This is a genomic window from Bacillus sp. PS237 (genome assembly GCF_037963345.1).
Taxonomy (GTDB): domain Bacteria; phylum Bacillota; class Bacilli; order Bacillales; family Bacillaceae; genus Bacillus; species Bacillus subtilis.
Window position 1 is genome coordinate 732,088 of the sequence record NZ_CP150156.1, and the last position, 21,229, is coordinate 753,316.

The window sequence follows — 21,229 nt, forward strand, 5'->3', positions numbered from 1 at the left end:
TTTGGGATTGATAGAATATGACATATCTCATAGAGAAGGAGGGAAGCCGTTGAGTCAAGCCATACCGTCTTCGCGTGTTGGTGTTAAGATTAATGAATGGTATAAAATGATTCGCCAGTTCAGTGTTCCGGATGCTGAGATTCTGAAAGCGGAGGTTGAGCAGGACATTCAGCAGATGGAAGAAGATCAGGATTTACTGATCTATTATTCTCTGATGTGTTTTCGGCACCAGCTGATGCTTGATTATTTGGAGCCGGGAAAAACATACGGGAATCGCCCTACAGTGACAGAGCTTCTTGAAACGATCGAGACCCCTCAGAAAAAACTCACAGGTCTTTTGAAATACTACTCTTTGTTTTTCCGCGGCATGTATGAATTTGACCAAAAAGAATATGTGGAAGCGATCGGATATTATCGCGAGGCGGAGAAAGAACTGCCGTTTGTGTCAGATGATATTGAGAAAGCGGAATTCCATTTTAAAGTGGCAGAAGCGTATTATCACATGAAGCAAACCCATGTGTCGATGTATCATATTCTTCAAGCCTTGGACATTTATCAAAACCATCCTCTATACAGCATTAGAACGATACAAAGCTTGTTTGTGATCGCCGGCAACTATGATGATTTCAAACATTATGATAAAGCGCTCCCGCATTTAGAGGCGGCGCTGGAATTGGCAATGGACATTCAAAATGACAGGTTTATCGCCATTTCTCTATTGAACATTGCAAACAGCTATGACAGATCAGGAGACGATCAGATGGCTGTAGAACATTTCCAAAAAGCGGCGAAAGTAAGCAGAGAGAAAGTGCCTGATCTGCTTCCGAAAGTCTTGTTTGGATTAAGCTGGACATTATGTAAAGCGGGCCAAACACAGAAGGCGTTTCAGTTCATAGAGGAAGGATTAGACCATATCACAGCACGTTCTCACAAATTTTATAAAGAATTGTTTCTGTTCTTGCAGGCCGTGTACAAGGAGACTGTTGATGAACGAAAAATTCATGATCTTTTAAGCTATTTCGAAAAAAAGAACCTGCACGCTTACATTGAAGCATGTGCCCGGAGTGCTGCCGCTGTTTTTGAAAGCAGCTGTCACTTTGAACAAGCAGCTGCGTTTTATCGGAAAGTGCTGAAAGCCCAAGAAGATATTCTAAAAGGAGAGTGTTTATATGCCTATTAAGAAAAAAGTGATGATGTGTCTGGCTGTTACTCTAGTTTTCGGAAGCATGTCGTTTCCAACCCTGACAAACTCCGGTGGATTTAAGGAATCGACAGATCGAAATACGACGTATATCGATCATTCCCCTTACAAACTTAGTGATCAGAAGAAAGCCCTTAGCTAGGGCTTTTTCTTGCTTTACGGAAGACGTTCCATTTTCCACATCGCGGCATTCCTTCTATTTCTAACGCAAGACACTCGAAACAACCAAACCATTTGAGGTATAATGGATAAAGTGAATAACAGTATTTAGATTGATATATATGAAAGAGAGTGGAACATCATGGGCCGTAAGTGGAACAATATTAAAGAGAAGAAGGCGTCTAAGGACGCAAATACGAGTCGGATTTATGCGAAGTTTGGCCGTGAGATTTATGTGGCGGCGAAACAGGGCGAGCCTGATCCGGAATCCAACCAGGCGCTGAAGGTTGTGCTTGAACGTGCGAAGACTTACAGCGTGCCGAAAAACATCATTGAACGTGCGATCGAGAAGGCGAAGGGCGGAGCGGAAGAGAATTACGATGAGCTTCGTTATGAGGGCTTCGGGCCGAACGGATCAATGATTATCGTTGATGCGCTGACGAATAATGTAAACCGTACGGCGCCGGAAGTGCGTGCGGCGTTCGGGAAAAACGGCGGAAACATGGGTGTGAGCGGATCTGTTGCTTACATGTTTGACGCGACGGCTGTAATCGGTGTGGAAGGCAAAACGGCTGACGAAGCGCTTGAAATCCTGATGGAAGCGGATGTTGATGTACGTGACATTTTAGAAGAGGATGACAGCGCGATCGTGTATGCCGAGCCTGATCAATTCCATGCGGTGCAAGAGGCGTTTAAAAACGCGGGTGTCGAGGAATTTACAGTAGCGGAGCTGACAATGCTTGCGCAAAGTGAAGTAACGCTTCCGGATGATGCAAAGGAACAGTTTGAAAAATTGATTGATGCATTAGAAGATTTGGAAGATGTTCAGCAGGTATATCATAACGTTGATTTAGGTGAGTAAGGAGTGAGCAGGCTGTTATGGCCTGCTTTTTTTGTCCCGGAAATTGTTTTAGCTGTATGTAGGCGGCCGCCTATACGATCTATAAGATATTCTCATACTCTGGACTGTAACCTATGTGAAGGAGAGAGTAAATATGACTGATACAAGACATATGTATGGCGGACCTGGTTTTGGTCATTATCAGGGCTTTGGTATTGGCCACCCGGGCTATGGCATGCAAAGCACAGGCTATCCGGGCTATGGCATGTATGGAGGCCACCCGGGCTATGGCATGCAAGGCTACCCAGATCACGGCATACATGGAGGAGTCGGCGGCTATCCGGGATATGGTGGGTACGGCGGTTACCCAAGCGGCGGCTATGGAGGCTCTCCGGGAACTGGAAGCTATCCGAGCATGCACCATGAAAATGATGGCCATCACCACTATTATCACCATCATCATGATGGAAAAGATAATCTTCATCACCATCATCACCATGTTGGAAAGGATAATCATCACCACCATCATGATGGTCATTATGGCCACCATCATCACCATATGGGCCACTGGGGAAAAGACGGTTATAAATAAAGAAGATGATGATAAAAAGAGGACACTCTTGCAGATCAAGAGTGTTTTTTTAGCTTTTTTCTTGACTGTTCAGTCTGGAAAATGGTAACATTTGTTTCAGGAGGTGATCATTTTTTGGGGAGGAATAAAGAATTTGATACGGCGCTTGTTCTTCACAGGGCGATAGAGGTTTTTGGAGAGTATGGCTACGAAGGAACGTCTCTTCAGGATCTGCTCTCTCATTTAGGCATTGCGCGCCAAAGTTTGTATGATACGTATGGAACGAAGCGTGATTTGTTTTTGTCCGCTGTGAAATCGTATCTTGAAGGGAAAAACGCTGCCGTTATGGAAAGGCTTGAAGCGCCAGGATCTGTAAAGGAAGCCATTCGTGATATTTTTCAGGAGGGTGTCAATGCCCTGAGGGATCCGGAACGGGCGAAGGCGTGCTACATTATTAACAGCGCGATTGAACAGATCCCGCATGACCCTGAGCTTGCCCGGTATTTTGAAAGACAATCCAAGCAGCTTGAGGACGCTTTTTATCACGGGCTTTTAAGAGCGAAGGATCAAGGAGAATTGAATGGCGAAGATACTGATATATCTGCGCTTGCTCGGTACCTGAATCAGAGCAGGCTGTCACTGACATTTATTGCAAAAGTGACGGCAGATATGGATCGGCTTCAGGACCATGTTGACGTGAGTTTATCAGTGCTTGATTAACATGTGGTAAAGGATTCTTTGCCCATGTATGTACTTTTTGGACTGAATAGTCTAGAAATAAAAATGAGGTGATGATGAATGTTGATGAATGAGTTTGAAAAAGCATGTGAAACATTGAGAAAGTTTATGGCTTATATGCTTGAGAAGGACATGAAGAGCTGGACGGAGCTTTGGGATGAGAATGCTGTATTTGAGTTTCCTTATGCGCCGGAGGGATCACCAAAAAGAATAGAAGGAAAAGCGGCCATTTACGATTATATTAAAGATTATCCTAAGCAGATTCATCTTTCTTCATTTACCGCTCCGACAGTGTACCGTTCAGCAGACTCGAATACGGTGATTGCGGAGTTTCAATGTGACGGCCATGTGATTGAGACTGGACTGCCTTATCGCCAAAGCTATATCAGTGTCATCGAAACGAGAGACGGCCGCATTGTGCGTTATAGGGATTATTGGAATCCGCTTGTTGTAAAAGAGGCCTTTGGAGGATCATTTTTGCAAACAGAGGAGAGTGGGAAATGATGAAACAGAATCCGATTTTAATCACGGGCGGGACCGGCACAGTCGGCAGCCGAATCGCCAGCCGTTTAATAAAGCTGGGATACAGAGTGCGTATTGCAAGCCGGAAAAAGGGCGCGCTTGCTGATGCTGAGTATGTGTATTTTAATTGGAAGTACGCCTCCAGTTTTACGCCTGCTCTGGAACAGGTAAAACAGATCTATCTTGTTGCTCCGGTCGGTGTATTTGATCCGGCTCCCTATGTGCTTCCCTTTTTAAAGGAAGCAAAGCGTCTCGGCGCAAAGCGGGTAGTGATGCAAAGTGCGTCTGTTGTCTCCGAGAACGGTCCCGTGTTTGGCGCGCTTCACCAGGCAGTGCGCGAGTTTCCAGAATGGACGGTGCTGCGGCCCTCATACTTTATGCAAAATTTCATCAATGTCCAGCACCGCATGTCTATTCAAACGGAGGGGCGCATCACAACGGCTTCGGGTGAAGGAAAACTTGGGTTTATTGACGCTGATGACATCGCAGAAACAGCCGTCAGGGCTTTGATTGATGATGTTCCTCATCAAACACATCATATTCTGACAGGTCCCGAGGCGCTGAGCTATGCCGAAGCGGCGGAGATCATTGGAGCTGCGGCGGGACGCCGGGTGGAGCATGTCAGCATTTCTCGTTCCGAGCTGCAGCATAAAATGGAGGCAGGAGGTTTGCCCGCGGATTATGCCCATTTTATGGCGAAGCTTGATGAGGCAATTAGCCATGGTGCGGAACATCGGGTAACGGATACAGTGAAGCGTGTGACGGGAAAAGAACCTCGTTCGCTGTCAGAGTTTGCGGCTGCTCATGCTGCATATTGGACCTCATTTTGGACTGAATAGTCTAGAAAGACCTTCGGCGCTTCCGAAGGTCTTCTTATTGAAAAAGCTAAGTCGTGTTTTAGTCATAATCATGCCTCCTGCCTCATACCTATTAAGGTCATTGTTTTTGAGAAAGGAGGAGCCGGAATGAAGGATATGCAGCCGTTTACGCCTGTCAAATCATATACGCCCTTTCACAGCCGTTTTGATCCCTGTCCGCCCATAGGGAAGAAATATTACAGAACGCCCCCTAACCTTTATATGACCTTTCAGCCTGAGCACATGGAGCAGTTTTCGCCGATGGAGGCTTTGAGGAAAGGCACCCTTTGGAAGGATCTCTATGATTTTTATGAAAACCCTTATCGAGGGGGAGACGCACATGGCAAAAAAGGTTGACGCCGAATATTATCGTCAGCTAGAGCAAATACAGGCTGCTGATTTTGTGCTTGTTGAGCTGAGTCTTTATTTAAATACACATCCTCATGATGAAGATGCGTTGAAGCAATTCAATCAATATTCCGGCTATTCAAGGCACTTAAAAAGACAGTTCGAATCCTCTTACGGACCGCTTCTGCAGTTCGGCAACAGCCCCGCGGGCAAGGATTGGGATTGGGGAAAAGGGCCATGGCCGTGGCAAGTATAAGGAGGAATGCCTGAATGTGGGTGTATGAAAAGAAGCTGCAATACCCTGTCAAGGTCAGTACGTGCAACCCGACGCTGGCGAAGTATTTGATTGAGCAGTATGGCGGAGCGGACGGCGAGCTGGCCGCGGCTCTCCGGTATTTGAACCAGCGTTATACGATTCCTGATAAGGTCATCGGCCTTTTAACAGATATCGGCACGGAGGAGTTTGCCCATTTGGAAATGATTGCGACCATGGTCTATAAGTTAACGAAAGACGCCACACCGGAGCAGCTGCGTGAAGCTGGGCTTGGCGATCATTACGTCAATCACGACAGCGCGCTTTTTTATCATAATGCGGCGGGCGTGCCGTTTACCGCGAGCTATATCCAAGCGAAGGGCGATCCGATTGCCGATTTATACGAAGATATTGCCGCAGAAGAAAAGGCGCGGGCGACGTATCAATGGCTGATTGATATTTCGGATGATCCTGATTTAAACGATTCCCTGCGTTTTTTGCGTGAGCGTGAAATCGTACACTCTATGCGCTTCAGAGAAGCGGTTGAAATTTTAAAAGAAGAACGGGATAAAAAGAAGATTTTCTAATAGGCAGATTGGCCTCTCTTTCATACACCCTTTTACATACAGAGAAAATGGTCTGTTTTTGCAGTTTGGTCTGCATTATAATCAAGGTGTGTGTGCAAGCTTACTTTTTGATTGGGAGGCCTTTATGACAGCTTTTAAGATTGAGAACGAAACGATTGCAGATGGATTTTACGCGTGTCCGGCCGTCTATGAGGATGCAGAATCGATTACCGGGTTGCTCGTCCGAACAGCTGAATGGCTCCGGGATCGGGGTTCTAACCAATGGAGCGGACTTCTCAAAGGGCAAGATATACATGATATCACGGGGTCAATTGAAAAGGGACATGTGTTTGTGTTTAAAAAAGATGAAGAGCTTGCGGCTGTCGTGATGCTGCTGCCTGCACCGAGCGAGTGGGACCGGACGCTTTGGGGAGACGATGGGCATGAGGAGTCCATTTATTTACACCGCCTCGCAGTAAGCCGCCGGTTTGCGGGACAGGGGCTTGGAGCCCGCGTCCTTCAGTGGGCGGAGACGGGCATACACTTTCCGGAAAAAACGCGGATCCGGCTTGACTGTGTCGCTGATAGTGACGCCCTGCATTCCTTTTATCGGCGTATGGGATATGAATTCATGGGTGCTGATGCGTCCGGATATCATTTGTTTGAGAAAGAGATTACGGCAGAATAAGCGTCCTTTGCAGGGGGCTTTTTTGTCTTTTTCTAAAAGGGAGGCAGGCGATGTGTGGTCAATATTATTTGTGACAGGGATTGTGACGGCTTGTCTGTTTGCTGGCGTATCCGTATTGATGCGGATGAGATTTCCTGACAAAAGTCGGCCGGAATGGATGTTGGCCGGGCTGATCGTCCTTGGTGTGTTTGCGATCTGGTACAGCCTCGTGTATGTACGCGGCTGGGAAGGGGCTGCGCTCGGAATGCTTGGATTCAATGTCATTTTCGGAGCCATTGCCGGATATTTGATCGATAAGGCCATCCGGCGTTACAGGAAAAGATAAGGCTGCTGCCGTCTCTCAACAGGTCGAAATTTTCACAGACCGGCAGGAATTTTCTTTCGAAAGGAGAAATACATATTACTTTAAAATGAAAGCGTTTTCCAAAGCAGGAAGGTGATGTTGATGATACACAGTGTGGCAAATGGGCTGAATCATTTTTGTACGTGGGTGATGAGACTGGCCTATTTGAATGTGCTTTGGATTTTGTTTTCTCTTGCAGGCCTGGTTGTATTTGGGCTGATGCCCGCTACTGCCGCGATGTTTACAGTGGCGAGAGAATGGGCGAAGGGGAATACAGATGCCCCGGTGTTTTCTGTCTTTTTTCGGACGTTTAAAAAGGAATGGCGGGCATCACAGATCCTCGGGCTTATCGTTGTGACGGCTGCCCTGTTTCTGTTTGCGGATATGCGGATAGCGGCTCAGATGGACCAGCCTGTGCTCGTCAATGTATTCGTGAGCATTAGTTTGATTTTCGCGTTTGTTGTGCTGTATGTGTTCCCGGTATTTTCTCATTTTGACGTAAAAATCAGAGAGGTGCTGAGCATCAGCTTTTTCATTGCCTTCAGTCGTCCGGCGGTGACGCTTTTGATGGCAGCGGGCGCTGTCGGTGTGCTTTGTCTCGTTCTGTTTCATGTCACGTTTCTATTGTTTTTCAGCGGGAGTTTACTCAGCCTGATCTTAACGAAGCTGTCCTTTAAAGCGTTTCGGTCAATGGATCAGCGGCAGGAGAAAGAAAAGGCGGCATGAAGAAAAGAGTTGCTGGCTGGTACAGGCGGATGAAGATTAAGGATAAGCTGTTTGTGTTTCTATCGTTGATTATGGCCGTATCCTTTCTGTTTGTATACAGCGGGGTCCAGTATGCCTTTCATGTGTATGATGAGCAGATTTACCGCAAGTCCTCGGAGGTGCTTCGGATGTCTTCTGAAAGGATCGAAGACGAGCTGAAGAAGATAGAGGATGTGTCATATGAAATCATTACAGACGAACAGATTCAGCGCATCCTGAGCATGCAAAATCGGGATGATACGTATGATCAATATCAAATGAAGCAGGAGCTGTGGGATCAGCTTGCGGGATATGCCAGCGATGAAAAGTACATCGATTCCATTCATGTGATTGATGCCCGCGGCTCAGAGTATTCAGCCGGAAGCAGTTCTTCAGATCTTTTGCAGCAGGAGCAGGAAGAGGTATTTAAGCGAGCGAAAGCGAAAAGTGGAAGAAATCTTTGGATGACGCTCGGCGGGTCAGACCCCGTCCTGATTTCAGCACGGCAGATCAGGTCCTATCACCAGCTGAGTCTGAACGGCTTGGGCATGGTACTGATCCAGGTCAATGTAAAACAGATGATTCGTGATGTGCCGAAGGATTGGGGCGATTCAGTCGGAGACATTATGATTGCTGACCAAGGCGGTAATTTGGTGTATACGGCACATGCATCAGCGCATGTTCCTGAGGCAGCAAAAGAGACGTTGAAGCACCCCGGTTATGACTTGATAAAAAAGAATGGCAAACGTTACTTTATTTCTTATCTTCAATCATCCTACCAAAATTGGAGCTACTATAACGTTATCCCCTTTGATCAGATGTTCGCAAAAATTTCCTTTATGAAAACAGTGATCGGCACATGCTTTCTTCTCTTTTTCTGTGTGGTTTTGCTTTTCGGAAGGAAAATCGCCAACAGCATCACGGAGCCGATTGAACAGCTTGTGACCGCGATGAAATCGGTACAGCACAGCGGCATTGAAGCAGGTGTGTCGCTTTCTCTGCCGGAACATACACAGGATGAGGCCGGCATGCTGAACCGCCATTTTACTGTCATGATGAAACGGATTAATGAGCTGATGGAAGAAAATGTGGAAAAACAGCTCATCATTAAAGAAACCGAATTGAAAGCACTGCAAGCCCAGATCAATCCGCATTTTTTATATAACACGCTCGAGTCCATCAATTGGCTGGCCAAGGCGAATCAGCAAAAGCAAATCTCAAAAATGGTGGAATCGCTCGGTTTTCTTCTGCGAAACAGCATACATATGAAGAAGGATATCGTGACCATTCAGGAGGAGGCGGACATTGTACGTCACTATATGACCATTCAGCGATTTCGATTTGAAGAGCGCCTGAAATTCACGTTGGATATTGACGATGAGGTGAAGCATTGCCTCATTCCGAAACTGACGCTCCAGCCGCTTGCGGAAAATGCGATTCAATACGCGCTTGAACCCTTTACAAGGCCATGCGCCATCCGGATTCAGGCGAAAAAGGCGAAGGGCTGTGTCTGTATTACGGTCGAAGATAACGGCCCTGGCATGGATGGACGGATTCTTGAATCAACGGGTGGAAGAGGAATCGGACTTTGGAATATTCGCGAGCGCATCAGCCTGACATTCGGAGAGCCATACGGATTGCGGATTCATAGTGAGCATGAAAAGGGGACGAGGATTGTGATCACAATACCGTGCCGAAATGAGGTGGTGTGATGTATAAAATACTGCTGGCTGATGATGAGAGGATTATCCTTGATGGAATGGCGGGAATCATTGAGTGGGAGTCGCTTGGCGCCTCATTGATCGGAAAAGCGCAGAACGGACATGAAGCATATGAAAAGATTGTACATAAGCAGCCGCATATCGTCATCACAGACGTCAAAATGCCCGGCATGGACGGGCTTGAGCTGATCAAAAAGGTGTCAGCCGTCAGCCCGTCGGTGCAATTTATCGTCCTGTCCGGGTTTGGAGAGTTTGAGTACGCAAAGGAAGCCATGAAATATGGGGTGAAGCATTATTTGCTGAAACCCTGCAATGAACAGCAGATTATCAGCTCGCTGGAGGAAATCATTGCTGAGCTGAAGCGGCAAGATGTGCACAAAAAGAAAACAGCCCATCTGAAACACGAGCTGGACCATATCCGTTCCTTTGCAGCCGATCAATACTTGGAAGGCTTGATCGCCGGTGTGGCCCAGCTTTCTCCGCCGCCTTCACTTGCCGGAAAAAAGATCCGCCTCTTGATCTTAAAAGGGGAACAATCTATTGATGCTGCAGCCAGAGAGGCACTCGGATCGGCACTGACAGCGGTTTGCAGCAGCGGTGAATGGACCGTGCTCGCCGTAGAGGAGAACGCCGCTGAAAAGGTGGCGGAGGTTTTTGCGGACCGCAAGATGGCCATCAGTCAGGCGGGAGAACTCCGGCACGCGGGGCAGCTGTTTCGTGACACAGCTGAAGCGTCTGGTGACCTGCATGGGAGCGCAGTGATTTCAAAAATGATCAGGCTTATTGCCGACGAGCTCGGAAATCCGAATCTGTCCTTAAAATGGGCGGCGAAGGATATGCTGTTTATGAATCCTGATTATCTCGGGAAGTTATTTAAGCAGGAAACAGGCGAGAAATTTTCCCAATATGTTACACGGGTGCGTCTTGAGCATGCGATGAAGCAGATGAAAATAAGGAGGGACGTGAGCGTTTCAGAAATTGCTGAAGAAATCGGGTTTGGCGATAATCCGAAGTATTTCAGTCTTGTTTTTAAAAAATATACCGGTCTGACACCGTCAGAATTCAGAAGAAAACAGGGAGGCGCTTCCGCAGGATAGCCATCTCTGTTTTTTTGACTTTCGCCACTGTTTTTTGAGTGTTTCGCCCTATCCGAACGCTTTAAAATAAAATGTAAGCACTTACATTAAAGGGGGGATTGGTTTGAAGAAGATTTGTTACGTGCTGTTATCCCTTGTCTGCGTCTTTTTGTTCAGCGGATGTTCAGCGGGTGAAGAGGCCTCGGGAAAAAAAGAAGATGTTACACTCAGAATCGCGTGGTGGGGCGGGCAGCCAAGGCATGATTATACAACTAAGGTAATTGAACTATACGAGAAAAAGAATCCGCACGTCCATATTGAAGCGGAATTTGCGAACTGGGATGACTACTGGAAAAAGCTTGCGCCCATGTCTGCCGCCGGCCAGCTTCCTGATGTCATTCAAATGGATACCGCTTACTTAGCCCAATACGGAAAGAAGAACCAGCTGGAAGATTTAACGCCGTATACAAAGGATGGAACGATTGACGTCAGTTCAATCGACGAGAATATGCTGTCGGGCGGAAAAATCGACAATAAGCTTTATGGATTTACGCTAGGTGTCAACGTGCTGTCTGTGATTGCCAATGAAGATTTGCTGAAAAAAGCCGGTGTGTCTATCAATCAGGAAAACTGGACGTGGGAGGATTACGAGAAGCTGGCGTATGATCTTCAGGAAAAAGCCGGTGTCTACGGTTCCAACGGAATGCATCCGCCTGATATTTTCTTCCCTTATTATTTGCGCACAAAGGGTGAGCGCTTTTATAAAGAAGACGGCACTGGCCTCGCGTATCAAGATGATCAGCTGTTTGTCGATTACTTTGAACGGCAGCTGAGGCTAGTGAAAGCGAAAACGTCCCCAACACCTGATGAAAGCGCACAGATTAAAGGGATGGAAGACGATTTTATCGTCAAAGGCAAATCAGCGATTACATGGAACTACTCCAATCAATATTTGGGCTTTGCCCGGCTGACAGACTCGCCGCTGTCTCTCTATCTGCCGCCGGAGCAAATGCAGGAAAAGGCGCTGACACTGAAGCCCAGTATGCTGTTTTCCATTCCGAAAAGCTCTGAGCATAAAAAAGAGGCAGCGAAATTTATTAATTTCTTCGTGAATAATGAGGAAGCGAACCAGCTGATTAAAGGCGAGCGAGGCGTTCCAGTCTCCGACAAGGTGGCGGATGCGATTAAACCGAAGCTGAATGAGGAAGAAACCAACATCGTGGAGTATGTAGAAACCGCGTCAAAAAACATCAGCAAAGCCGATCCGCCAGAGCCTGTGGGAAGCGCGGAGGTCATCAAGCTGCTGAAAGATACGTCAGATCAGATTCTGTATCAGAAGGTATCGCCGGAAAAAGCCGCCAAAACGTTCCGGAAAAAGGCCAATGAGATATTAGAGAGGAATAATTGACGGGAAATGGGGCTGACGCAATGAAAAAAAGCCGGAGTATAAGAAAAGACAATCTGGCGGGATATGCTTTTATTTCTCCGTTTATCATCGGGTTCCTATGCTTTACGGTGATTCCGATGGGGGCGTCCCTGTTTCTGTCCTTCACGAGCTATGACTTGTTTACGGCGCCGAAATGGATCGGGCTCGACAACTTTAAGGAAATGTTTACGGGTGACGAAAAGTATTGGCAGTCTCTGAAGGTGACGTTTACGTATGTGCTTGCCGGGGTTCCGCTCCGCCTCGGCTTCGCGCTTTTTATCGCTGTCATTTTAAACAATGCAGCAAAAGGAACGGCCATTTACAGAACGCTCTTTTATCTGCCTTCGATCATCGGCGGGAGCGTCGCCGTGGCGATTATGTGGCGCAATATTTTTGGCAATGACGGGGTCATCAATGCGCTGCTGTTTTTTGTCGGGATTGATCAAAAAATTCTTTGGTACCAGAATCCGACAAGTGCGCTGTGGACATTGATTCTGCTGTCCGTCTGGCAGTTCGGGTCGTCAATGCTGATTTTTTTGGCCGGGCTGAAAAACATTCCGTCTTCGTATTTGGAAGCGGCAAGTGTGGATGGGGCAAATCGGGTGCAGCGTTTCTTCAAGATCACGCTTCCGATCCTTACACCGATTATTTTCTTTAACCTAGTGATGCAGACGATTTCTGCTTTTATGACATTTACACCTGCCTATATCATTTCGAAGGGCGAGGGCGGGCCGCTTGACGGGACACTTCTCTATTCGCTCTATTTGTTCCAGCGTGCGTTTAACTATTTTCAAATGGGCTACGCATCGGCGATGGCGTGGGTCATGCTTGTCATTGTCGGGCTGATTACGCTCATATTGTTTAAAACATCGTCATATTGGGTTCATTACGAGTCAAAGGAGGAATGACGGATGGAGCCGGTCAACCAGCCTGTCAGAGAAGCCCCGGTTTTTGAGAGAAAAAAAGCCGGGCGCGTCAGTCCCAAACGCATACTGTTCCATGTTTTTACGGCAACGCTGGCGGTGTTGCTGCTGTACCCGGTTATTTGGCTGTTTGTCAGCTCGTTTAAAGAAAGCGCCAGTATTTTTACAACCTCACATTCTCTCATTCCAGACCCTTTTATTCTCAGTAACTATGCTGAAGGGTGGAAGGGCATTGCGGGACAGCCGTTTCTGACGTTTATTAAAAACTCGGCGATTATTGTCGGGCTGTCAACAATCGGTGCCGTCATGTCATCGGCTGTCATTGCGTACGGATTTGCGCGTATACCGTTTAAGGGAAAAAAATTTTGGTTTGCGTGCATGATGGGGACGTTAATGCTGCCTCATGAAGTGTTGATGATTCCGCAGTATATTATGTTTGCGAAATTAGACTGGCTGAATTCCTTTAAACCAATTGTCGTTCCGCAATTTTTCGGGCATGCGTTTTTTATCTTTCTGATGATCCAGTTTATCCGGACGATTCCCGAGGAGCTGGATGAAGCCGCGCGAATCGACGGATGCGGACGCTTTGCCTGCTTTTGGCGGATCATTCTCCCGCTGATTGCCCCCGCGCTTGCGACGTCTGCGATTTTCTCCTTCTATTGGAAGTGGGAGGAGCTGATTCAGCCGCTCTTGTATTTGAATAAGCCGGAGCTTTACCCTGTTTCACTTGCGCTGAAGCTTTTTCTCGATACAGAGTCGGCTTCGAACTGGGGCGCGATGTTTGCCATGTCAGCCGTCTCGTTATTGCCTGTGATTCTTGTTTTCTTTTTGTTTCAGAAATATATCGTTCAGGGCATCAGTACGACCGGATTAAAATAAAAAGGAGTGTTGCAGATGGCACAGCTTATCTTTGATGAAGAAAAGGTGACGTCGGTTATTGACCGGATCGTGAAACGGACATTTCAGATGGATTTTGCGTGGGATTGGCCGGGCGGCGTTGCGTTTTACGGTGTGGCGGAGGCCTATGAAGCGACGGAAAACGAGGAATATATCAATCTGTTAAAAACGTGGGTGGATGAACAGCTGGAGGATGGGCTGCCGCCGCTTTCGATCAACGGAGTTTCCATTGGGCATACGCTTTTGTTCCTCCACAAGGTGACAGGTGATGACGTGTATTTGGAAACAGCGGCCGAGATGGCGGAATATGTGCTGCATAAGGCGCCGCGCTTTGGCGAGGGTATCCTTCAGCATACGGTGAATGCGGCAGAATACGTATTCCCTGAACAGGCATGGGCGGATACGCTGATGATGGCTGGGCTGTTTATGCTGAGAATCGGGCGGGTCATGGAGCGTGAGGATTATTTTGAAGACGGCCTGCGCCAGTTTCACGGACATGAGGATGTGCTTCAGGACCCTGTCACGAATTTGTACTACCACGCCTGGGACAACAAAGCGCAAAATCATCTGTCGGGGATTTATTGGGGCAGGGCGAACGGCTGGGCGGCACTCACGATGGCAAAGGCGCTCCCGCTTATTGAGGTGACACATCCTTCCTTTATGATCATCGACGGATCGCTCAGAGACCAGCTGAGCGCGCTTGTCCGGCTTCAGGATGAATCAGGGCTGTGGCATACAATTTTGGATGATCCGGATTCTTATCTGGAGGTTTCGGCATCAGCGGGTATTGCTTCTGCTCTGATGTCGAGCGGAAAGCTGTATACAAAATATGTGCAGAAATCGCTTGCCGCCATTTTGGATGCAGTGGAAGAGGACGGACGGGTCAGCAGGGTATCGGCCGGGACAGCCGTCATGAAAAATGCCGAAGGATACAAACAGGTGCCTTACAAACGAATACAAGGATGGGGGCAGGGACTTGCGCTGACGTTTCTTGCTGATGTTTTGAAAACGAAAAAACGCTTGTATCAGTAAAGATAGCGGCGGGGGGAGAGGGATGAAAAAACAGCCTCAACAGAAGGAACGGGTTTCTCGCTGGAAGGGAACGTATTTCAAAAGAAACTTTGTCTTCATTTTGCTGATTGCCTGTATTCCCGGATTGCTGACTGGCGGCGCAATCTACTTTCTTTCGATCGACAAGGTGGAGAAAGAGCTGCAGAGATCGCATGAAACACAGGTGGCGCGTGAGGTCAGCCGAATGGATGAGAAGCTGGGAGTGCTTGAACTGGCACTCACCCAGATGGCCTACGATTCTTCACTGATGAACGGATTGGCCGAGAGGGATTTGGAGAAAGACTTTACGTTCTCCTATCAATTAACGAAAAAGCTGTTTCTTTTGCGGGATCAGCAGCCGCTGATCGAGCAGGCTTCCATCTTTCTGAACAGCCCCCGGCCACTTGTGCTGAGCCCTGAATACAGCGCTTTGACAGAACAGGAGGCGCTTCGCAAGTATCGCTCGCTGCTTGCCTCAGACCACAGCATTTATTGGAAACGGTCGGGAAACCAAGCGATGCTGATCCAGCTCATTCCGGGCGCGGCGGAGAAACCGTTCGGCGCGATCATGCTGGCGGTTGATCCGAAAGAAATGGAATCAATCCTGCAAAGCTTGTCCCCCTATCCTGATGGCAGTGCGTTGCTTTTAGATCAAAATCGAGAGGTGCTGTTTCATGAGGGGGAAAAAGATTTTGAAAAGACTTTACTTCATGAGATAAAAAAACAGCCTGCTGAGAACGGCCATTTTCAGATGGAATGGGAAGGCAAGGTGTATTCTGTCTCCTTTGGAGAAATGAACCGGATGCATCAGCAATGGACCTTTGTGTCAGCGGCGCCTCTTTCAGCTATTACAGCGCCGATGGTGTTTTTATCAAAAGTGATCATCGTGATGCTGGTCATTTGCATCGGTTTGGCGGTGTGCATGACATGGTATGCATCAAAAAAAATCTATCGTCCCATCCAGCATTTGCTTGGCTTGTTTACCGGAGGAGAGAAGAAAACATGGCAGGCGTCCGGGCAGGATGAATTCAAATGGATTGAAAAGAGATGGCAGGATCTATCCCTTGAAAGCCGGAAGCTCCAACAGCAGCTCCTGCGGCAGACGCCCCATATGAAAAAGAGTTTTTTGCAGCATCTCTTACAGAGCGATTTTTACTATGACAACGAGGAAAGCCTCAGATTTCGGATGGAGGAGGCTGGCTGGAACATCGGCGGAAACGTGTTTCATGTGCTTGATCTACAGGTGACAGGGCTCCGCTGTGAAAAAAGCATCTTCCGTGAAGGTGATGAACAGCTTGCCGTGTTTACACTGACTAATATCGCTGAGGAATTGGCGGCTAAACGCGTTTTTCAGCTCTCCATACTTGATATCGGCCGGCTTTCTGTCACCGTTCTTGTGATGAAAACAAACAGCTCTGATCTGAAGGCGTATATAACGGAGCTGGCACGCCAATTTGGAGATGTAACCGGACTATGCCTGACCTCGACATTGAGCAGCAAGACGGAGCGTGTCACGGAAATTCCTTCTTTATTTCAGGATGTGAAATGCGGCAAATCCCGCAGGAAGTTTGCTAACCGGGATCAGGTCATTGATTTGCAGGCCGACTTCCCTCGGGATGAGCAGTTCGCTCCTTATTACCCTTTTGAGCTGGAAAAACAAATTGTTCAGACCATCCGGCTGGAAAGAAAACAGGAAGCCAAGGAACTGATAGATGGATGTATGAAGGAACTGTCGGAAAAAGCGGCCATAGACAGGCATGTGCATTCCGCCCTGATTCAGCTGTTTTCCCGCATTCAGGAGGATATTTTGCATTCCGGGCTCAATCCCAGCGAACTGTTTCAGCACCGGAATCCGTTTCTTGATATTTCAGAATTGCGCGAACCTAACGAAGCGGCGGCCTGGCTGATGGATGTAGTGGTGACGCCTTACCTTTCCAAGCTTGAGGGCAGAAAAAACAGACAGCAAAAGCAGCTGGCAGAACGTGTGATTGCGATGATTCACGAACAGTATATGGCGGACATTTCATTGGAAAGCTGTGCCGATGCGCTTGGCATGAATTCCTATACGTTAAGCAAGGCATTTAAGCAAGTGACCGGCATTAATTTTATCGATTATGTGACCCAGATCAGAATCGAAAAGGCGAAAGAACTGCTGGTCAATACGAATAAAAAAATTCATGATGTGTCTGAAGAAGTCGGCTATCGCCACAATTATTTCAATCGGATTTTTAAAAAACAGGTCGGCATGCCGCCGGGTGTCTTCAGGCAAATGTATCAGGAAACGCCGTGAAAGGAGAGAACATGTGATGAAGAAACCGATTCAAGTATTTTTAGCGGGGGATTCCACTGTGAGTGACTGCCCGCCTCATGAAGCGCCGATGGCGGGGTGGGGGCAGGTATTCGGGCAATTGTTTTCTGAAGGTGTGCTGGTCCGCAATCATGCCAAAGGAGGAGCGAGCACCAATTCTTTTGTGGAGGAAGGAAGGCTTCAAGCAATTGCCGAGCACATCACACAAGGCGATTATTTGTTGATTCAATTCGGCCACAATGACCAAAAACCGCGGGGGACGAAGCCGTACTCCACATTTCAGCAGTTTCTTACCTTGTTTGCAGATACGGCACGCGAAAAGGGCGCGCATCCTGTGTTCGTCACATCGGTGCAGCGCCGCCGCTTTGATGAAAACGGACGGATCGAGCATACGCTCGGTGAGTATCCCGATGCGATGAAAGCACTGGCGAAGGAGCTCGATGTACCTGTGATTGATCTGCTTGCGAAAACAAAGGTGCTGTATGAAGCATACGGGCCGGAGGAGTCGAAGCGATTGTTCGTTTGGTTTCAGCCGAATGAACATCCGAATTACCCGGACGGCATTGAGGACAATACGCATTTTTCGGAAAAAGGTGCAATGGAGGTTGCGAAGCTTGTGGCAGAAGGCATTGAAGAGCTCGGACTTCCGCTTAAGGACCACCTTGTGAGCCGGGAGGGAAAAGAACATGTATAAGGAAGGCGCTTGCTTGTACCGCAATCCGCTCCGGTCTAAAAGCGATGTGAAGGATTGGCGGATGGAGGGAGGCGGACAGATCTCATTTGACGATCACAGCTTGCACCTGTCACATGTCCAGGATGAAGCGCACTTTGTCTTTTGGTGTCCGGAAACCTTTCCAGACGGCATCATTGTGACATGGGACTTCTCTCCGATCGAGCAGCCTGGACTGTGTATGCTGTTTTTTGCCGCTGCGGGTATTCGCGGCGAGGATTTGTTTGACCCAAGTCTCAGGAAAAGAACAGGAACATACCCTGAGTATCATTCAGGAGATATCAATGCCCTCCACCTGTCGTATTTCCGCAGAAAATACGCGGAGGAAAGAGCGTTCCGCACCTGCAATTTAAGAAAAAGCCGCGGTTTCCATCTCGCCGCAATGGGGGCCGATCCGCTGCCTTCTCCAGACGACGCTGATTCTCCGTATCGTATGAAGCTGATCAAAGACAAAGGCTATGTGCACTTTTCAATCAATGGTCTGCCCATTCTTGAGTGGATGGACGACGGCAGCACATATGGGCCTGTGTTAACAAAAGGAAAAATCGGGTTCCGGCAGATGGCCCCCATGAAAGCCGTTTACAGGGATTTTGCCGTGCATCAAGCGGTGAGAAGATGAAGACGACTGTAACGGATGCGCTTTATGCAGGCTGCGAAGCGGTGGTGAAAATAGCATGGCTCAACGGGCTGTGGCTGTTGTTTACACTTTTGGGCGGCGTTCTTTTCGGATGGGCGCCGAGCACAGCTGCGATGTGTGCCGTTATAAGGAAATGGCTGATGGGGCAAAAGGATGTCCCGATATTTTCGTTATTTCTCGATACCTATAAAAAAGAGTTTCTCAAGGTTAATGCGATCGGATTGGCGTTTTCGGCTCTTTTGCTCATATTGTCTGCCAACTATCATTATTTTTCTGCCAGTACGAATTGGCTGTCCTTTGCCGTAACAAGCTGCACGCTGCTTGCAGGGCTTTTGTATATCATCGCGCTGATGTATGTGTTTCCCCTTTATGTGCATTACCAGCTCCCGCTTCGCAAATATATTCCGCAGGCACTGCTGTTTGGCGCCATGAGACCGCTGACAACTGGCTGTATGCTGATCGGGTGCGGATTTGTCCTTTATTTGCTGTATACGCTTCCTGGCCTGATCCCATTTTACGGCCCGTGTTTATTTGGGCTTGTGTTGATGTTTTTTGCTCTTAGGGGATTTCAAAAGACGGAGGCCCAGCACCATCAAGCCGGGTAACAAAAAAATGACAAATAAGCAAAAAAGTGCAGTGTCCGAAATAGGCAGATGCAAAAAAGTGAAATTGAAGACAGCTCACAAAGCGCATAAAATCCAATTTAAGTAAGCGCTTACAGATAAATGAGAAGGAGCTGTCTGATGATTAGACGAAGGAAACGCATGTTTACCGCTGTTACGTTGCTGGTCTTGTTGGTGATGGGAACCTCTGTATGTCCTGTGAAAGCTGAAGGGGCAGCGCGGCAGATGGAAGCGCTGAACCGGGGGCTTGTAGCGGTCAAGACGGACGGGGGCATTTTTGTCAGCTGGCGGTTTCTTGGAACCGAAAACGCATCTGTTTTGTTCAATGTGTACAGAGACGGGCAAAAACTGAATGCTGCGCCTGTCAAAACAACGAACTATGTGGATAAAAACGGTTCGGCGGGCTCAACGTATACGGTTCGGGCTGTTGTAAACGGTACCGAACAGCCGGCTTCTGAAAAAGCCTCCGTATGGGCGCAGCCGTATCATTCCGTCCCGCTGGATAAACCGGCTGGCGGCACGACGCCAAAGGGTGAATCTTACACGTACAGCGCTAATGACGCAAGTGTTGGCGATGTGGATGGTGACGGGCAATACGAGCTGATCCTGAAATGGGACCCGTCCAACTCAAAAGACAATTCACAGGATGGCTATACGGGTGACGTGCTGATTGACGCGTATAAACTGGACGGCACAAAGTTATGGCGGATCAATCTCGGCAAAAACATCAGAGCGGGCGCGCACTACACCCAGTTTATGGTGTATGACCTTGATGGTGACGGAAAAGCAGAAGTGGCAATGAAAACGGCAGACGGGACAAAAGACGGCACGGGCAAAGTAATTGGAAATGCCAATGCAGATTACAGAAATGAACAGGGGCGTGTGCTTTCAGGCCCTGAATATCTCACTGTGTTTCAAGGTTCAACCGGGAAAGAGCTTGTCACCGCAAATTTTGAACCGGCGCGCGGCAATGTGTCGGATTGGGGAGACAGCTACGGCAACCGTGTTGACCGTTTTCTCGCCGGCATTGCCTACCTTGATGGACAGCGGCCGAGCCTGATCATGACCAGAGGGTATTACGCTAAAACCATGCTAGTTGCCTATAACTTCAGGGACGGAAAGCTGTCAAAGCTTTGGACGCTGGACTCCTCAAAGTCAGGAAATGAAGCGTTTGCCGGACAGGGGAATCACAACCTGAGCATCGCGGACGTTGACGGGGATGGAAAAGATGAGATTATTTTCGGCTCAATGGCTGTTGATCATGACGGGAAAGGCATGTACTCGACCGGCTTAGGCCATGGGGATGCCCTCCATACAGGAGATCTTGATCCGGGCCGGCCGGGGCTTGAGGTGTTTCAAGTTCATGAGGACAAAAATGCAAAATACGGCTTATCTTTCCGGGATGCTGCAACTGGAAAAATCCTTTGGGGCGTTTATGCCGGCAAGGATGTAGGCCGGGGAATGGCTGCTGATATTGACCCGCGTTATCCGGGACAGGAGGTGTGGGCAAACGGTTCTCTCTACTCAGCGAAAGGGGTCAAAATCGGAAGCGGGGTTCCGTCCTCGACCAACTTCGGCATCTGGTGGGACGGCGATCTGCTCCGGGAACAGCTGGACAGCAACCGAATTGATAAGTGGGATTATCAAAACGGCGTATCGAAAAATATGCTGACTGCATCAGGCGCAGCGGCTAACAACGGCACAAAAGCAACACCAACGCTTCAGGCTGATCTGCTCGGTGACTGGCGCGAGGAAGTGGTGTGGAGAACGGAGGACAGCAGTGCTCTGCGCATTTACACGACGACCATTCCGACTGAGCACAGGCTGTATACGCTGATGCACGATCCGGTGTACCGGCTTGGCATCGCCTGGCAAAATATCGCCTATAACCAGCCGCCGCACACAAGCTTCTTTTTAGGAGACGGCATGGCGGAACAGCCAAAACCAAATATGTATACGCCTTAACTGAAAGGGGGAAGGAACGGGCTGCGCGCAGCCCGTTCCCAT

24 protein-coding genes are annotated in these 21,229 nt (G+C 48.2%); all 24 read left to right on the forward strand.

Going from position 1 to position 21,229, the window contains the following annotated elements:
* Positions 1-49 precede the first annotated feature (49 nt).
* The 24 genes from rapH to rhgW all read left to right on the forward strand — a co-directional run bounded on the left by rapH (position 50) and on the right by rhgW (position 21,187).
* Positions 50-1,180, forward strand: a complete 1,131-nt coding sequence (gene rapH, locus NST22_RS03765; protein ID WP_003243267.1) for a response regulator aspartate phosphatase RapH — start codon at positions 50-52, stop codon at positions 1,178-1,180.
* Positions 1,170-1,343 (forward strand): phosphatase RapH inhibitor PhrH, encoded by a 174-nt coding sequence (gene phrH, locus NST22_RS03770; protein WP_003242557.1) that lies wholly within the window; start codon positions 1,170-1,172, stop codon positions 1,341-1,343. The genes rapH and phrH overlap by 11 nt, the downstream gene beginning before the upstream one ends.
* A 159-nt stretch (positions 1,344-1,502) precedes the next feature.
* Positions 1,503-2,222, forward strand: a complete 720-nt coding sequence (locus tag NST22_RS03775) for a YebC/PmpR family DNA-binding transcriptional regulator (RefSeq protein WP_003242611.1) — start codon at positions 1,503-1,505, stop codon at positions 2,220-2,222.
* A gap of 133 nt (positions 2,223-2,355) precedes the next feature.
* The gene (yeeK, locus tag NST22_RS03780) at positions 2,356-2,793 is read left to right on the forward strand and encodes a spore coat protein YeeK (protein ID WP_003244206.1); all 438 of its coding nucleotides are present in this window, start codon (positions 2,356-2,358) and stop codon (positions 2,791-2,793) included.
* Positions 2,794-2,907: 114 nt separating this feature from the next.
* Positions 2,908-3,492, forward strand: a complete 585-nt coding sequence (locus NST22_RS03785) for a TetR/AcrR family transcriptional regulator (RefSeq protein ID WP_003243181.1) — start codon at positions 2,908-2,910, stop codon at positions 3,490-3,492.
* Between the two features lie 78 nt (positions 3,493-3,570).
* A complete protein-coding gene (locus NST22_RS03790; protein ID WP_003233857.1) occupies positions 3,571-4,014 on the forward strand; it encodes a nuclear transport factor 2 family protein in 444 nt (147 codons plus the stop codon).
* Entirely contained in the window at positions 4,011-4,871 is an 861-nt protein-coding gene (locus NST22_RS03795; RefSeq protein WP_003243852.1) for an NAD-dependent epimerase/dehydratase family protein, read from the forward strand. Before NST22_RS03790 ends, NST22_RS03795 begins: the two co-directional genes overlap by 4 nt.
* Before the next feature lie 126 nt (positions 4,872-4,997).
* Positions 4,998-5,246 carry a spore coat-associated protein CotJA gene (gene cotJA / locus NST22_RS03800; protein WP_003219489.1) on the forward strand — a complete coding sequence of 83 codons (249 nt, stop codon included), beginning with the start codon at positions 4,998-5,000 and terminating at the stop codon, positions 5,244-5,246.
* Positions 5,230-5,493, forward strand: a complete 264-nt coding sequence (gene cotJB, locus NST22_RS03805) for a spore coat protein CotJB (protein WP_003219491.1) — start codon at positions 5,230-5,232, stop codon at positions 5,491-5,493. The genes cotJA and cotJB overlap by 17 nt, the downstream gene beginning before the upstream one ends.
* Before the next feature lie 14 nt (positions 5,494-5,507).
* Entirely contained in the window at positions 5,508-6,077 is a 570-nt protein-coding gene (cotJC, locus tag NST22_RS03810; RefSeq protein ID WP_003233850.1) for a spore coat protein CotJC, read from the forward strand.
* 124 nt (positions 6,078-6,201) lie between these two features.
* Positions 6,202-6,744 carry a GNAT family N-acetyltransferase gene (locus tag NST22_RS03815; protein WP_003244053.1) on the forward strand — a complete coding sequence of 181 codons (543 nt, stop codon included), beginning with the start codon at positions 6,202-6,204 and terminating at the stop codon, positions 6,742-6,744.
* 22 nt (positions 6,745-6,766) lie between these two features.
* A complete protein-coding gene (locus tag NST22_RS03820) occupies positions 6,767-7,069 on the forward strand; it encodes a YesK-like family protein (RefSeq protein ID WP_009966766.1) in 303 nt (100 codons plus the stop codon).
* A gap of 114 nt (positions 7,070-7,183) precedes the next feature.
* A complete protein-coding gene (locus tag NST22_RS03825) occupies positions 7,184-7,813 on the forward strand; it encodes a YesL family protein (protein ID WP_010886435.1) in 630 nt (209 codons plus the stop codon).
* The gene (yesM, locus tag NST22_RS03830) at positions 7,810-9,543 is read left to right on the forward strand and encodes a two-component system sensor histidine kinase YesM (RefSeq protein WP_003243833.1); all 1,734 of its coding nucleotides are present in this window, start codon (positions 7,810-7,812) and stop codon (positions 9,541-9,543) included. Before NST22_RS03825 ends, yesM begins: the two co-directional genes overlap by 4 nt.
* Complete coding sequence (yesN, locus tag NST22_RS03835) at positions 9,543-10,649, forward strand: two-component system response regulator YesN (protein WP_003244566.1); 1,107 nt, start codon at positions 9,543-9,545, stop codon at positions 10,647-10,649. Before yesM ends, yesN begins: the two co-directional genes overlap by 1 nt.
* Positions 10,650-10,752: 103 nt before the next feature.
* Entirely contained in the window at positions 10,753-12,036 is a 1,284-nt protein-coding gene (locus tag NST22_RS03840; RefSeq protein WP_003243860.1) for an ABC transporter substrate-binding protein, read from the forward strand.
* Positions 12,033-12,962, forward strand: coding sequence for a sugar ABC transporter permease (locus NST22_RS03845; protein WP_003233835.1), 930 nt, complete (start codon positions 12,033-12,035; stop codon positions 12,960-12,962). The genes NST22_RS03840 and NST22_RS03845 overlap by 4 nt, the downstream gene beginning before the upstream one ends.
* Before the next feature lie 3 nt (positions 12,963-12,965).
* Positions 12,966-13,856: a carbohydrate ABC transporter permease gene (locus NST22_RS03850; protein WP_003233833.1), complete on the forward strand. Its 891-nt coding sequence runs from the start codon at positions 12,966-12,968 to the stop codon at positions 13,854-13,856.
* Between the two features lie 15 nt (positions 13,857-13,871).
* Positions 13,872-14,906 carry a rhamnogalacturonyl hydrolase YesR gene (yesR, locus tag NST22_RS03855; protein ID WP_003243366.1) on the forward strand — a complete coding sequence of 345 codons (1,035 nt, stop codon included), beginning with the start codon at positions 13,872-13,874 and terminating at the stop codon, positions 14,904-14,906.
* Positions 14,907-14,928: 22 nt separating this feature from the next.
* Positions 14,929-17,214 (forward strand): transcriptional regulator YesS, encoded by a 2,286-nt coding sequence (yesS, locus tag NST22_RS03860; RefSeq protein WP_003233827.1) that lies wholly within the window; start codon positions 14,929-14,931, stop codon positions 17,212-17,214.
* Between the two features lie 13 nt (positions 17,215-17,227).
* A complete protein-coding gene (rhgT, locus tag NST22_RS03865; RefSeq protein WP_003233825.1) occupies positions 17,228-17,926 on the forward strand; it encodes a rhamnogalacturonan acetylesterase in 699 nt (232 codons plus the stop codon).
* Positions 17,919-18,581, forward strand: coding sequence for a YesU family protein (locus tag NST22_RS03870; protein ID WP_003233822.1), 663 nt, complete (start codon positions 17,919-17,921; stop codon positions 18,579-18,581). The genes rhgT and NST22_RS03870 overlap by 8 nt, the downstream gene beginning before the upstream one ends.
* On the forward strand, positions 18,578-19,204 hold the full coding sequence (locus tag NST22_RS03875; RefSeq protein WP_003233820.1) for a YesL family protein: 627 nt from the start codon (positions 18,578-18,580) through the stop codon (positions 19,202-19,204). Before NST22_RS03870 ends, NST22_RS03875 begins: the two co-directional genes overlap by 4 nt.
* A 120-nt stretch (positions 19,205-19,324) precedes the next feature.
* A complete protein-coding gene (rhgW, locus tag NST22_RS03880) occupies positions 19,325-21,187 on the forward strand; it encodes a rhamnogalacturonan lyase (RefSeq protein ID WP_010886436.1) in 1,863 nt (620 codons plus the stop codon).
* The last annotated feature ends 42 nt before the right edge of the window (positions 21,188-21,229 follow it).

What these genes read in the sequence shown, in the direction of transcription:
- NST22_RS03815 (WP_003244053.1), top strand. Translation starts at nt 6,202, where the DNA reads ATGACAGCTTTTAAGATTGAGAACGAAACGATTGCAGATGGATTTTAC.
- yesN (WP_003244566.1), top strand. Translation starts at nt 9,543, where the DNA reads ATGTATAAAATACTGCTGGCTGATGATGAGAGGATTATCCTTGATGGA.
- NST22_RS03825 (WP_010886435.1), top strand. Translation starts at nt 7,184, where the DNA reads ATGTTGATGATACACAGTGTGGCAAATGGGCTGAATCATTTTTGTACG.
- yesS (WP_003233827.1), top strand. Translation starts at nt 14,929, where the DNA reads ATGAAAAAACAGCCTCAACAGAAGGAACGGGTTTCTCGCTGGAAGGGA.
- yeeK (WP_003244206.1), top strand. Translation starts at nt 2,356, where the DNA reads ATGACTGATACAAGACATATGTATGGCGGACCTGGTTTTGGTCATTAT.
- cotJA (WP_003219489.1), top strand. Translation starts at nt 4,998, where the DNA reads ATGAAGGATATGCAGCCGTTTACGCCTGTCAAATCATATACGCCCTTT.
- NST22_RS03775 (WP_003242611.1), top strand. Translation starts at nt 1,503, where the DNA reads ATGGGCCGTAAGTGGAACAATATTAAAGAGAAGAAGGCGTCTAAGGAC.
- phrH (WP_003242557.1), top strand. Translation starts at nt 1,170, where the DNA reads ATGCCTATTAAGAAAAAAGTGATGATGTGTCTGGCTGTTACTCTAGTT.
- NST22_RS03875 (WP_003233820.1), top strand. Translation starts at nt 18,578, where the DNA reads ATGAAGACGACTGTAACGGATGCGCTTTATGCAGGCTGCGAAGCGGTG.
- cotJB (WP_003219491.1), top strand. Translation starts at nt 5,230, where the DNA reads ATGGCAAAAAAGGTTGACGCCGAATATTATCGTCAGCTAGAGCAAATA.
- yesM (WP_003243833.1), top strand. Translation starts at nt 7,810, where the DNA reads ATGAAGAAAAGAGTTGCTGGCTGGTACAGGCGGATGAAGATTAAGGAT.
- NST22_RS03795 (WP_003243852.1), top strand. Translation starts at nt 4,011, where the DNA reads ATGATGAAACAGAATCCGATTTTAATCACGGGCGGGACCGGCACAGTC.
- NST22_RS03790 (WP_003233857.1), top strand. Translation starts at nt 3,571, where the DNA reads ATGTTGATGAATGAGTTTGAAAAAGCATGTGAAACATTGAGAAAGTTT.
- NST22_RS03870 (WP_003233822.1), top strand. Translation starts at nt 17,919, where the DNA reads ATGTATAAGGAAGGCGCTTGCTTGTACCGCAATCCGCTCCGGTCTAAA.
- NST22_RS03850 (WP_003233833.1), top strand. Translation starts at nt 12,966, where the DNA reads ATGGAGCCGGTCAACCAGCCTGTCAGAGAAGCCCCGGTTTTTGAGAGA.
- cotJC (WP_003233850.1), top strand. Translation starts at nt 5,508, where the DNA reads ATGTGGGTGTATGAAAAGAAGCTGCAATACCCTGTCAAGGTCAGTACG.
- rhgW (WP_010886436.1), top strand. Translation starts at nt 19,325, where the DNA reads ATGAGAAGGAGCTGTCTGATGATTAGACGAAGGAAACGCATGTTTACC.
- yesR (WP_003243366.1), top strand. Translation starts at nt 13,872, where the DNA reads ATGGCACAGCTTATCTTTGATGAAGAAAAGGTGACGTCGGTTATTGAC.